The organism is Hyphomonas sp. BRH_c22, from assembly GCF_000961795.1.
Taxonomy (GTDB): domain Bacteria; phylum Pseudomonadota; class Alphaproteobacteria; order Caulobacterales; family Hyphomonadaceae; genus Hyphomonas.
In genome coordinates, this window is sequence record NZ_LADU01000034.1 from 1 (window position 1) to 12487 (window position 12487).

11 protein-coding genes are annotated in these 12487 nt (G+C 58.3%); 6 read left to right on the top strand and 5 right to left on the bottom strand.

What is annotated here, in order from left to right; all coding sequences use genetic code 11:
* The first annotated feature begins 73 nt into the window (after positions 1-73).
* Positions 74-1846, top strand: coding sequence for a ParB/RepB/Spo0J family partition protein (locus VR74_RS05065; protein ID WP_045694940.1), 1773 nt, complete (start codon positions 74-76; stop codon positions 1844-1846).
* A gap of 121 nt (positions 1847-1967) precedes the next feature.
* Here the strand turns inward: VR74_RS05065 and VR74_RS05070 are convergent, their stop codons facing one another.
* Together VR74_RS05070 and VR74_RS05075 are read right to left on the bottom strand one after the other, a co-directional pair.
* Entirely contained in the window at positions 1968-2783 is an 816-nt protein-coding gene (locus VR74_RS05070; RefSeq protein ID WP_160589040.1) for a hypothetical protein, read from the bottom strand.
* A 51-nt stretch (positions 2784-2834) separates the two neighbouring features.
* Positions 2835-3308, bottom strand: a complete 474-nt coding sequence (locus VR74_RS05075) for a hypothetical protein (RefSeq protein ID WP_299949638.1) — start codon at positions 3306-3308, stop codon at positions 2835-2837.
* A 361-nt stretch (positions 3309-3669) separates the two neighbouring features.
* Between VR74_RS05075 and VR74_RS05080 the strand changes: the two genes are divergently transcribed.
* The 5 genes from VR74_RS05080 (at position 3670) to VR74_RS05100 (ending at position 7922) form a co-directional block, all read left to right on the top strand.
* Positions 3670-3993 carry a DUF736 domain-containing protein gene (locus VR74_RS05080; protein WP_045694945.1) on the top strand — a complete coding sequence of 108 codons (324 nt, stop codon included), beginning with the start codon at positions 3670-3672 and terminating at the stop codon, positions 3991-3993.
* Between the two features lie 150 nt (positions 3994-4143).
* Positions 4144-4983 (top strand): DUF2285 domain-containing protein, encoded by an 840-nt coding sequence (locus VR74_RS05085; RefSeq protein WP_045694947.1) that lies wholly within the window; start codon positions 4144-4146, stop codon positions 4981-4983.
* A gap of 74 nt (positions 4984-5057) precedes the next feature.
* The gene (locus tag VR74_RS05090) at positions 5058-5285 is read left to right on the top strand and encodes a helix-turn-helix domain-containing protein (protein WP_045694949.1); all 228 of its coding nucleotides are present in this window, start codon (positions 5058-5060) and stop codon (positions 5283-5285) included.
* Positions 5282-5782, top strand: a complete 501-nt coding sequence (locus VR74_RS05095) for a S26 family signal peptidase (RefSeq protein ID WP_280521616.1) — start codon at positions 5282-5284, stop codon at positions 5780-5782. Before VR74_RS05090 ends, VR74_RS05095 begins: the two co-directional genes overlap by 4 nt.
* Positions 5783-5990: 208 nt before the next feature.
* The gene (locus tag VR74_RS05100; RefSeq protein WP_045694950.1) at positions 5991-7922 is read left to right on the top strand and encodes a DUF3363 domain-containing protein; all 1932 of its coding nucleotides are present in this window, start codon (positions 5991-5993) and stop codon (positions 7920-7922) included.
* 25 nt (positions 7923-7947) lie between these two features.
* Here the strand turns inward: VR74_RS05100 and VR74_RS05105 are convergent, their stop codons facing one another.
* Genes VR74_RS05105 through VR74_RS05115 form a run of 3 tightly spaced genes read right to left on the bottom strand, consistent with a single transcriptional unit; the run spans position 7948 to position 12484 of the window.
* Positions 7948-8706 (bottom strand): HNH endonuclease, encoded by a 759-nt coding sequence (locus VR74_RS05105; protein ID WP_045694951.1) that lies wholly within the window; start codon positions 8704-8706, stop codon positions 7948-7950.
* Complete coding sequence (locus VR74_RS05110) at positions 8706-10526, bottom strand: DUF262 domain-containing protein (RefSeq protein WP_045694953.1); 1821 nt, start codon at positions 10524-10526, stop codon at positions 8706-8708. Before VR74_RS05110 ends, VR74_RS05105 begins: the two co-directional genes overlap by 1 nt.
* A gap of 17 nt (positions 10527-10543) precedes the next feature.
* Positions 10544-12484 carry a chromosome segregation protein SMC gene (locus VR74_RS05115; RefSeq protein ID WP_244617825.1) on the bottom strand — a complete coding sequence of 647 codons (1941 nt, stop codon included), beginning with the start codon at positions 12482-12484 and terminating at the stop codon, positions 10544-10546.
* Positions 12485-12487 lie beyond the last annotated feature (3 nt).

Consider the following 12487-nt stretch of genomic DNA (forward strand, 5'->3'; position numbering starts at 1 on the left):
GGAGACCAGCGGGGCGCGCGCCTGATGGCGCGCCCCCAATCCACAAGCCAATCAATCAACAAGGAGCCAGATCATGGCCCAGCCCATTCTCAAAACCATCCCCCTGTCCGAGCTTCGGATTTCAAAACTCAACATGCGCCACAGCCGCAAGAAGCCGGACGTGTCCGACATCCTGCCGTCCATCCGCGAGAGCGGAATCCGGCAGACGCTCTTGGTCCGCAAAGAGGGCGATCATTATGGCGTCGTCGCCGGACGGCGGCGCTATTTCGCTCTCAAAGAGATCGAGAAAGAGACGGGCGATACCCCGCTTGTGCCTTGCGCGATCATGGCCGAGAACGACGCCGCGAGCGCCATCGCCGCCTCTGTCATCGAGAATGTCGGACGCCTGCCAGCCTCCGAAATGGAGCAATACACCGCCTTCAAGCGCCTGCACGATGAAGGGCGAGGCGTGGACGAAATTGCCGCCTTTTTTGGCGTCACAGACCTTCTGGTGCGCCGCGTTCTGGCGCTCGCCTCGCTCGCAGACCCGATCCGAAAACTCTACGCCGAGGACGAGATCGACCGCGAGACGATCCGCGCCCTGACGCTCGCCACGCCAGACCAGCAGGCCGAATGGCTGCGGCTCTACGAGAGCGAGGACGAACGCGCACCGCGAGGCCGCAACTGCAAGGCTTGGATCACCGGCGGGGCGGTCATCACCACCGACAAGGCGCTGTTCGACATCGCCGACTATGACGGCCAGATCACCGCCGACCTGTTCGGCGAGCATGGCGTGTTTGCCGATCCCGACGCCTTCTGGAAGGCGCAGTCAGCCGCCGTGGCGCAGCGCATCGAGACTTACATTGCAGACGGCTGGAAGGATGTCATTTGCCTTGAGCGCGGGGCGTTCTTCCATCGCTGGGACCACCAGACGCGTACGAAGAAGCAAGGTGGCAAGGTCTACGTCGAGCTACGCCATGACGGCACCGTGACCTTCCATGAGGGCTATGTCTCACAGGCCGAGGCGCGACGGATGGAGACGGCGAAGAAGGGCGATGACGATGCGCCTGCCGCGCCCGTCAAACCGGAAATGTCCGGCCCGCTGGCGGAATACATTCTCCTGCATCGTCATGGCGCAGCGTCGGCAAGCCTTGCGGGCCAGCCTGCCATCGCGCTGCGCCTGATGGTTGCCCACGCCATGACCGGCAGCGCGCTCTGGCAAGTCCGCACCCATGAATGCACAAGCCGCAAGGAGGAGACACGCGCGAGCCTTCAAGGCTCGAAAGCCGCCGCAGAGATGGAAGAAAAGCGTGCTCGCATCGCGGCCCTGTTCGAGGCGTTTGGCGTGCGCGGCGAGGCGCGGCGCAACACAGACGCCTACCGCCTTAGCGAAATCTTCGCCGCCTTGCTGGCCATGTCAGACGAGGAAGTCATGGAGGTGCTGGCCTTTACGATGGCGCAGACGCTGGAAGCAGGCGGGCCGGTTGTCGAGGCCGTACTGCATGTCTGCGAGACGGACTTATCCGAACATTGGAAGCCGGACGCGGCCTTCTTCGACCTGTTGCGCGACAAGCGCGCAATCAATGCCATGGTCGCTGACATCGGCTCGAGATCGCTGGCGGAAAGCTGCGCCAGCGACACCGCCAAGGTCCAGAAAGCCATCATCGGCAACCGGATCATGGGCCATGGATGCGAGCCCAATCGCGACTGGCGGCCCGCATGGATGCAGGTGCCGCCAGCCCGCCTTGTCGAGGGGGCAGGCTCACCGCCCGCAGACGCATGGGCACGGATTGCGGGCCTGTTCGAGCGCGGAGAACACATTGATGGAGCCGGGACGCAAGCCTTCGATCAGCCACACGCCGCCTGACCTTTCAGTCTCCTCGTCAGGCGGCTCTTCAATTTTGTCCTGAGACAGCAATCGGCTGACAGTTGGACGTGCTACTGAACGCGCGCCAATCCCAAAGTCACTTAATGAAGAGAAAGCCAAATCATCCAACGTAGTCGCCGCGTTGAATTGTTTTGTTTTTGATTAGGTATTCGTAGGCGTCTTTCGTCACTCCACGGCATTCTGAACTCAATCCCGTGGAGCCATAGTCGGCAGTGAGCAATGCGTCGTGCATACGATAGAGGATGTATTCGCGAAGCTGACACATTCGCTTTTGGTCGTACGAACAGAGGAAGCCGTGCAGCATTAACTCAGCCTTTTTGTAAGCATCGTCATCTATCGGCACACTGATCTTCTGCTGAATGAAATCAGCCGGATAGAGTTGCAAATACTCTCTTGCAGTCGGGTAGTTTTCGAGTTCATCGAAGAGCCTAATATTATCAAGTTCATTGAAAAAATGGAACTCAAACAGCGGATTGGCACCAAGCGCAAAGCCCCAACTGCCTTCTGGAAGACCAAATGAAACCTCCACAATTCGCATAGCGATATCATGCTCATCGCTTCTCCGGTCGAAGTCAGCTATGAGCTTTTCTCGGATGCCATTTCGATAGTTCCCAGTCATAGCTTCAGCGAAGACAATCTCTTGATCGATCTCGTCCCGAATGAATAGGCGGTCTTTTTCCAAGTCCAAGTCTCTCGCCACCAGAAGGTCTTGGAGTCCCTCCCAGTAGCGGATCCTTTTGAACAATATGCGGGCGCGATTCAGATAAGGTGAAGGATCGCCACGCTCCGCGATGGATTGGGTGTAGAACGTAAATGCTGTTTTGAAATCGCCGTTGTTTGCAGCATGAACCCCTTGCTCAAACAATTCTTTTCCCTTGTGGTAGTCACGAACCTTGCGCTTGATGAACTTATCCAACCACATCATTTCCCCCTAAATCCACCGGCACACTGCCATAAACTAGCCTACTTATTTCTCGACTATTTTTCCATCTGTGGTAATCCACATTCCGTCACTTAAATATACCGCCTCATCATTCTCACTAACCGAAAATTCGTCGTATAGCGCAAGCATTTCCGCCAGAGCCAAGACTTGAACATCGGTTATGCCCAGGGTGAGCAGAACGGTTGATGCCAGATGAACCAGTTCTTCGCGGTCAACGCGATCAAGTGGAATGGGTGTTTCGATGTAGGATCGTTGGGCGTGATCCTCTTTAAGTGTGGGATGGAGCCCCGCATCTTCTAGAACTCTAGCTGTCGCGGCGGTCAGTGTTTTTTGGTCCTCGAACGCCCTGTAACCGCCGCAGTTTTCAGACGCCGTCGCGGTCATAAGCCTTGCTCCGTGCTTATCGAAGATCAAGCGAAAGAAGACATAAGGCTTTGAGCAAATCCGGTATTCTTCCTGATCTGCTGAGAGCTTTCGAGAAGGCTCAATATCTGGCATGTGCATTCCATTGAATTACTTTAGGTCCCAATCAAGCTACATCGCCTTTTGTGTTACGTCGAGCTATCCAGAACGTCGGCCAGCGCCGCTTCATCCGTTTCCACCTGATGCACTCCGAACCCCTTGTTCCCGTCTCATGCCGTGTGACCTGGACGACGCCTGTCGGGCCTTGAAACCGGCCATTCAAGAAAACTTCCCCGCCGCTGCGCGGCTCCTCGCGGACCAAGTTTTCTTGCCTGTCCGGTGCTCCACTACGTTTCGCCCGCGAGCGGTTCAGGCCCGCCCTGCGCCGTCCTTTCGGTCCGGCGTCGACGGGGACAAGGGGTCCTCTCAGACACATGGAAACGAAAGGAACCACACCATGGCCAACGCACTCGGATATGTCTCTGAGACCAAGACCGGCTTCGAAGGCGCTCTTGCAATGATGAACCTCTCGGCTGCCATCCGCATCGAGAAGAATGCGGAGAAAGCCGCCGACGGACAGCCCGACTACCGCATCTTCGCCGGCGAAACCTCGACCGAAATCGGCGGCGGGTGGCTTCGCAAAGCCAAGGCTTCAGGCCGCGAATATGTCTCGATCACGCTCGCAGACCCGCAGATCGGCCCGCGCAAGATTTACGCGAACCTCGCCCCCGTGAAAGGCAAAAAGGGCCGTCACGTGATCCTCTGGAACCCGCGGGATTAGGGGTCCGATCCATCGCCAATGAGCCGCTCCGGAGATCACCTTCGGGGCGGTTTTTGTGTTTGCTTTCATGCCAACAGCTCCTCGCCTAGCCCGCGTGTTGGCACGCATTTTGCTCTTGAAGATTGAAGAAGGCCCAAGGATTTTCAGCGTTTGAATGCAGACGACTACGCCTATCTCAAGAACGTGACGCTGGGCAGCTGGGCCTGGGAATTCGCCCGCCGCTGGCCCGATTATGCAAACGCGCATGCCGATCATTGCGACGGCGCTTTGACGCGAACGAGCCGACCCTGCGGCATGGAAATCCTTGAGCTCTCGAGGCCCGAACCGGATGCGGCGCGTTTTGGTCTTTCCTTCTTCGTCAGCCCCCGACGCAGCTGTCTCGATGCCCCGATCTTCTGGACCGAAGAGGCCAATCATCGGGTGACCACTGTGGATGTCCGCGCGGTTGAACCGAGCCTTCGGGATCGCTGCCTTGAGGGCCTGTTCAACCTTTCGCGGCTGACCTGTCGCCGGTCGCTCTTCATCGATCATGACGGCACGCAGCACCTTCGGATCGTCTATTGCAAGCGCACAATCCAGCTGCGCTGCGAGGGCGACAGCTTGCTTCTGGGCGATGTTGATTTGCGTTTCATGCTGCGATTTTTCGGGCCCGTTGACGCGAAGGTGGAGACGCTTCGCAGGCTGAAAATGGTCTATGAAGGCTTCCTTCCCGAGCCGCCTGCAGGCCCGCAATGGACCAGCACCGCCCTTGGCTTGCGTGATGCCTTGATCGCCCTCGATGTTCACCTTGAAGGCGGCTCCCATCGTGACGCGGCGATGGTGATTTACGGCGAAGAGGATGGGAGCGAGCGTTATAAATCGCCTGATGAGAGCGTGCGAAACCGCATGCGCAGGCTCCGCAAGAAAGGCCTCTCCCTGATGCAGGGCGGCTATCTCGATCTGATGACTCCAGCCCGGTCTGAAGGGGGATCGCTGGCCGCCACCGGCTGAACGATCCCCCTGAAATCTTGCAAGCTGTGCTGATCTTTCCCCGGTCCCGAAGCGACCGGAAAGGACAGATCACAATGACAGACACACATGAAAATGGCGGGCGCAAGAGCCCGTTCTTACGCGCTCAGGAAGCCGCAGATTATCTCGGGCTGACCCGTTCAACTCTTGAGCATTATCGCTGGATCGGAGGCGGGCCGAGCTACCGCAAACATGGTGGACTCGTCTTCTATCACATCGATGATCTCATCGAATGGTCCGAGCGCAGAAAGTTCAAGGATAGCGCGACACGGGTGCGGCCGTGAGGCGAAGATCGGCTCTTATCCTCACGGGCCTCGCCATCGCGATGATGGGTGCAGCAAGCGTTCTGGTCGATCAGAACCGGCTCATCTGGAACCGCACGGAAAGCGCGCCTATTGGCCTCTACTGGCGGAGCGACGGCCCGCTCACCCTGAACGGGTGGGCCGTCGTCTCTGCCAGCTCAGAGGCCGCAAGATGGACTTCTGAAAACGGATTTACAGGCACGGACTGGCCATTGGTGAAGCGGATTGCAGCGCTTCCCGGCGATGAAATCTGCCGCGAAAACGAGACCATCCTGATCAATCAGACGCAAGTTGCCGAAGTGATTTTGCACGCGCCCGGCGGCCTCAGTTTACCGCGCTGGCAGGGCTGTCATGTGCTCCAGGACGGCGAGGTTTTTCTCCTTAATGAGCATCCCCGATCCCTCGATGGGCGCTATTTCGGGATCATGCAGGACAGCGATCTCGAGGGTGTGGCGACCCTGCTGTGGAAACAGCGATGACCGGCGATCTCGCAAGCGCTTGCAAGGATTGGCAAGGAATGGATGTGCGGACCCGGAGGGCAAGATTAAAGGGTTGGCGCCCTCGGCCCCTTAACCCCTTGTCTGCACATCATTTTTTTGGCGCCTCTTGCAAAACCTTGTGGCGCCCTCTTTTTAGAAAAACCTATATATCACAAGGGGTTGAGAGGGCGCCAGAGGCGTTTTCGCCATGAGCGGGGAGGATGAATTCACCCCGCGCCTTGGGCGCCTGCGCGATGCTGGAGCCACAGGCGGCAGGCGGTTCAGGGCCGAGCTCAAACGCGCCGCGCGGCGACTGTCTTCAAGGCCCGGCAAGTCCGCTTTCAGCGGGGCTCAGATGGCCCGTGGCAGCGGCGCGGGACGGGCAAGCCAGTTTCGCCAGACGCCGCACCCGAAATTTCGCATGCGGCGCGTCGTGGTGAAACTCCACATAGCACGCGCTGGGCAAGGCCTCGGCCAGGCCGCCTTCAGAGCCCATCTTCGATACATCCAGCGCGACGGTGTCGACCGGGACGGCGAAGGCGGTGAACTCTATGGCCGGGACGCAAACAGAATGGACGGGTCCCTGTTCGAAGAGCGCAGCGCCGCTGACCGCCATCAGTTTCGCTTCATCGTGTCGCCCGAGGACGCCTCAGAACTCGGCGACATGAAAGAGACCGTGCGCGCCCTGATGGCGCAGGCCGAAAAGGATCTCGGCACAAGGCTCGACTGGGTCGCCGTCGATCACCACAATACCGGCCATCCCCACACCCATATCGTCGTGCGCGGCAAGGATCAGATGGGACGCGATCTGGTCATCGCCCGCGATTATCTGACCGAGGGCCTTCGCGAGCGCGCCAGCGCGATCGTGTCAGATGAACTCGGCCCCCGCCGCGATCTCGAGATTGCCCGCGCTCAGGAACGCGACGTCACAGCGGGCCGGCTGACACGGCTCGATAGGAAGATCGAACGGCTTGCGCGAAACGGCGACATGACACGGCCTGAGGCCTTTAAGAAACTGAGCCGGTTTGAGCGTGCGCTGATCCAGCGAAGGCTGAAGCATTTGCGAGGGCTGGGACTTGCGTCCGCGCGCGGCGATGGAGCCTTCGCGCTTGAAGAGGGCTGGAAGGACCGGCTTCAGGCCATTGGCCGCGACGGTGACCGCATCCGTGAAATCGCCGCCGCCTTCAATACAGGCGACGGCCTCTCTGGCAGGGTCTATGATCCGGGCCATGAACATACCCGCGCGGTTGTCGGACGGGTCGTCACCGACGGCCCCGAGGACGAACCTCGCAATCGCCGCTATCTCATCCTCGAAGCCCTCGATGGCGAGCGCTGGCATGTCAGCCTCGGTGAGACCCTGCCGGGCGCCGTGCCGCCGAAAGATGCTGTGGTGGAGATTTCGCCCGCAGCCGGGGCCGCGCGCGCCTCCGACAGGACCATTGCCCGCATCGCCGCGTTGAATGGAGGGATGTATTCTGAAGCGTCGCACGAGGCTTTCGATCCCGCATCACGGCCAGACTATCGCCTTGCCCATATCCGCCGCCTCGAAGCTATGCGGCGGGCAGGCCTCGTGACCCGTGATCCAGACGGTCGTTTTGCGATTGGTGCCGATTATCTGGCCAAGGCCGCAAGCTTCGAAACCGCACGCACCGGCGGCGTGCGGCTGGAGGTGAAATCCTGGCTGTCTGTTGAAGCGCAGATCGAGCGGCACGCACCTGTCTGGCTGGACGGCGTGGATCACGGAAGTCTGACGGGCAAAGGGTTTGGCCAGGAAACCGCATCAGCGCTCAGCGCGAGGCGCGCCTTTCTGGAGCGTGAAGGCTGGCTCGGAGAGGATGGTCAATTGAAGCCCGGCATGAGGGACCGTCTCGCCGCCGAAGAACTGAAATCCGCCGCTAATGGAATTGAAGGCAAAGGCGCATTCCTGAAACTCGAAGACGGCATGGCTATCAGCGGTGTCTATGAGCGTCCCGTGGACCTTGCCCAGGGCCGGTTCGCTCTGGTGGTGCGCGCGAAGGAATTTACCCTCGTCCCCTGGCGACCTGAACTGGAGCGCTATCGCGGCGCGGAAATCAGCGTGAAAGCCCGCGCAGGCGGCCTCGACTGGAGCGTGGGCCGTGCGAGGGGGATTGGGCGGTGAGGCCCGCCAATCTACCCAGCATCATTCAGCCGGTAACGAAGACATTGCTCCTATGCCATGCCAGCCGGACAGTGTGGCTTTGGGTCAACGCAATCGGCGTTGTCCAATTGAGATTTTCCCGCGCAGACCATCCAAGGATCGAAGAGTATTGAGGCTCTCCACCGTCATCGAAGGTCACCAGACCTCTGTCGAAGGCTGCGTCCCAAAGCGCCGAAAGCAGAAGACCGTTGTGCACATCGAGGCGCTCAGCATCTGACGCACAGTCTTTCCAGGGAATGATGTGAGAGGCGCGCAGCAAGGCAGCATCATCGATCCCAGTGAGAGGGCATTTCCCATCCCAGTATTCCAGCAAGCTCTCGCGGAACACACCCTGTCCGATCCGCTGAACGACGAGTCGCTCGGCTTCCGTCGATCTGGGAAGGCCTTCAATCTCCTTCTCGAAAACCCGAAGCGGCGCATCCGGAAGGCTTGCGGCGAGCGCATAGATACGAGGTAGCACGGCATAGAGTTCCCGGAGCGACTCGAACCTGAAACGCGCTTTGCCCGGGCCATTCACAGCCGCCGTTGCAAGACCTGCTTCAGCGATCACACCGGAATGATCCAGCGCCAAGTACCATGGCCCCGGTGCCCCTTCGGCGGCGAGCCAGATTGTCCCTTGCGCCGTTGTCGACTGGAACGCCGCCCACCCGTCTGTTTCGCCAAGTCGACGACGAAAACCGTTCTGTTCGGCAGCCTTGCTGCACTCGGTTGAAACGACGAAGGATTGGGGCGCGACGATACTCATTATGCCGACGGTCTTGCCCAGATACTTTTCGCATAATCAAAAAGGGTTTTGGCCCGATCGGATATCTGGGTCTCTGTCCACGTTTCTTCTTCACAAAGCTCCCGGTTGAGCGCGAGGGTTGTGTGCTTTTTTAGGTTCTCTCTTTTTCCAACACTTTGCGGAGCTGACAGGTCTTCGCCTACGCAGTCCCATGGTCGATTAGACTGGTATGTGTTGAACTTACCATTCAACAACGTCAGATTTCCAATCGTGTGAATTCTCACATCGCGTTCGTCTGCGCGAACGTTTGATAACACTGCCCAGTTTTCGCGCCAGCCTTGCGGCATGACGTGCTCGACCGTCAGATTCCTCGGAGCCCTATCTGTTTCCGCAAATCCAGTACGGGCGGCCTCCTCCATCGCCTCAAGAAGCATTCTGATCCTTGGGCGCGTCAAGTTTTGATAAAGAGGGTTGGAAGTCCACGCTCGTTCGAACTCTTCGTCTGTCGGGAAGCGATCAACTTCAGCTGTACCATCAAGCAACTCCGCACGAATAGCTGCTTGAATATCGGCATCTGCACTTTTGACGATGCCCGCCAGTTTTGAAAATGCGCTGCCGTAGCCTCTGGTGCTCAAACGACATACCATTCGACGGACCAGATAGCTCTCCAGATCGATGAGTACATTTTTGACGGTGGCTGGCCTGTCCTCGTACTTCTCGTACAGAGCCAAAATAAACGGCCAAGCAGTCACGACGTCTAGGACGCCAAGGCGGTAGAAGAAGTCCGATAGACGGCGATCATATTGAGGTTGTTGAAGTTTGTAAAAGATGTCGCCCAGACGTTTGAACCTGGCCAACATATCCTTGGCGCTTCCTGCTTCTTCAGTGGCAGCGAAATCACGATATGCGTTGTACAAGTGACCAGCACTTACCGCTTCGCCCGTCATCAGCGTCAATGCGTTTTGCAGAAAGGTCTCTATTCGTGCTCTCTGTGCGTGGCCACGGCCGATGAGTTTGCGCCAGAAAGCACCGTTCGCATCAAAGCTCTGCCAGTACATCCGATAGGCGTCCTCCGCCTCGGAAGGCGACAAGTCGCTCAGCAGAGAGTTCTTCACAAGGTCCGCTGACAATAAGGGAGCTCCTCGCGCATTCAGCGTTTCGAAGATCGCCTGGGCGTCGTCCTTATCGTCCAAATCTATCACGACGAGCCTCAGACGGTCGCGGATCGCGCCATATAGTCCCTTCAGACGTTCCTCGATGTTCCCCTCGGAGGCTTCGACCCAGGAAACGATCTCACGGTAAAAGAACAGGTAAGCGTTAGCGATCGCGTGATTTTCCAGAGGATAGGACTGTTCCGGCTTCCCAAGTGCTAGCAACAACCCTGAAGGAGAATGCGCGTCCATCACTTGCTGATAGTCTGACTGATCGGCGCGAGTTGGCCAAAGTTTTTGCTTCTTGGCGTTGTCAACGATCAGTGGGTCCCGGTTTCTAACGAGAGGTAATACGGCATCGCCATAGTTTGGATGGCCCAAGGCAACGGCAACGTCGCGAAATGCTTTTAGAAGTATCTGAAGCGTTGTCATCCGCTGTTGGCCGTCAATAACGCGGCGGACTTCAGTGGTGCCAGCCGGAACCGGGATCACTTCCTGTACCGACGCGCCCAGGAAGTGAGCGCGCCCCTCTTTTCCTTGCGCGACCATATCGGCGAGAGGGCACAAATCATCCCATAGTGGCCGCCACTGTTCTTCTTCGTTCCAGACATAAGGGCGCTGATAGAGCGGGACGGCGTAGTGTACCTCGCGATCAAACAATCTCTGTACTGACAATATTCCAGTTTGCATGGGTTGAGTTCCGTTTTTTACAAATTGCGCCGGAGCAAGCGTTGATCGCCCGGCTCGCCTCGCAATACCTCGCGACGCCACGGCAGTTGATTGAGCGATACTGGGGGCTTCGTTGTGGTCGTGATCACATATTGAAATACTGCACCGGCAAGTCGCTCTTCGATATCGAGCAGTATCTGGAAATATCTTTCGTAGATGGTCTGACCGAGATCTGCTTCGCGTGGGCTGTCATGGATGAAGAATGCGGGGATCCGCGTTCGGCCCTCAATACTTAGACAGAGACAAGCGAGGTCGAACGCAAGAACCTTGAGCGATTGAATAGCAGCCGTCCGGCGGTCTCCTCCGACGTCAACCGTTAAGTCGATACCCTTGCCAGTGAGACGAACGGTGCCTTTCGCCTCTTCCCCGAGTAGCAATCGGATTATCGCAGAGAATTTCTCAGATATCGCATGAATTGCTTTGGCCTGCTTACCTTCGAAGCCCCGAAGCTGTTCGCGCGCGCGCTGCAGGTCGCCATCAAGAGCGCTGATACCGACTTTTGCTTTCTCCAGTTCGTCGACCAGGTCAGCGGAACGCTGGACGTCATCGACGTATCTTGTCGCAGAGCGCCAAGTTGAGTTTCGGGCATCAGCCGCCTGCTCGAGCCGACGAACCCTATCTTCCGCCTGTTGCCTCGCCTGCTGCGCTATAGCGATTTGAGGCTTGCTAGCCTCGATCTCTGATCTCAGGCCATCGATCTTGGCTTGCTGATCACTTGCCTCTCGACGTTGCGCTTCCCAGCGCGCTCGACATTCAGCTTCGTCATGCAGTTTGTGAGACAGTTTACAGCCGTCAGCGAGAACCTTATCGATAGGCACCTCACAGATTGGGCAGACAGGGGTCGCGGCGGTTTGAGCGGCAGCTGAAAGGCCTGGTAGCGCGCTGTTGATTTGTGCCAGGAGTTTCTCTTCGACTGGCTTTTGTGCATTCAGACGTTCGAGTTTCAGTTCGAGTTCTCGCAGCTGGGTGCTTGCGTTCTGAAGATCACGGCGGGCCGCAGCCAACTCACCCTTATCACCCGCGGGCAACTTCGCAGCAGCTGCAAGGCGTTCTTCTGCAACCGACTTTAAGGAGTCTATGAGCAACGGCATCTCTGGAAGGGACTCTCCGTCCAATCCCAGATCACGAATGAGTCGCTCAATCCGGCGTTGTTGATCCCATTCCAGGAAGGACTTCTGCCGCTTCGAATTCTCAAGCTCACTGGCAGTCTGTTGTTCGCGGCTTCGTGCGGCCTGCTCGTCTTCAGTAATCGCGTTAACAAATGCGCGTAGCGCGAGCAGTCGGGGGCCTTTGGCTTCGCCGCTTGCGGGTTGTGGCGCGTCCGACTCCGACGAAGGCGACCGCCATTCGAGTACATTGTTGAACCGGCACTCCTGATCCCGTGAGGCCCAGGCCAGAGCCACTGGCCAAGCTTTTTGCCCTGATGGTAGCCGCGCGAGCTGGGCCGTTTGGTTCCCAAGGATGTTGTTCTCAATGGCGTCCAGTAAAGGTTCGATACCAGATGCGGTACCTTCCATCGAGGCAACGGTATCCAGGTCACCCCCCTCGATCGCAAAGTGTTTTCTGTTAACGCCGAGAGGTCGGGCGACGGCCCAGCAGATACCGTCCAGCATGACTTCAGCGCCGACAACGCCATTCAGGAACGCCGTGGAGATTGCGTCGCGTTGCACCTCATCGGCAAATCGGGTCTCCCCGAGGCAGTAGCGGAGCAGCCGACAGAGCAGTGTCTTGCCGCTGCCGTGGCCAATACCGGCTTGGGACCCAACGGGATCATCACCTCCGTCCGGAGACCAGATGATATTTAATCCGGGCCGAAGCTCGATATCACGGATGACTTCGCCGCCAGGTTCGGCCCAGATCTTCAGACGCCGCACCCAAAGCCTCGGTTGCGTGAGGCCAGCTGGAACCTCAACGCTCAATGG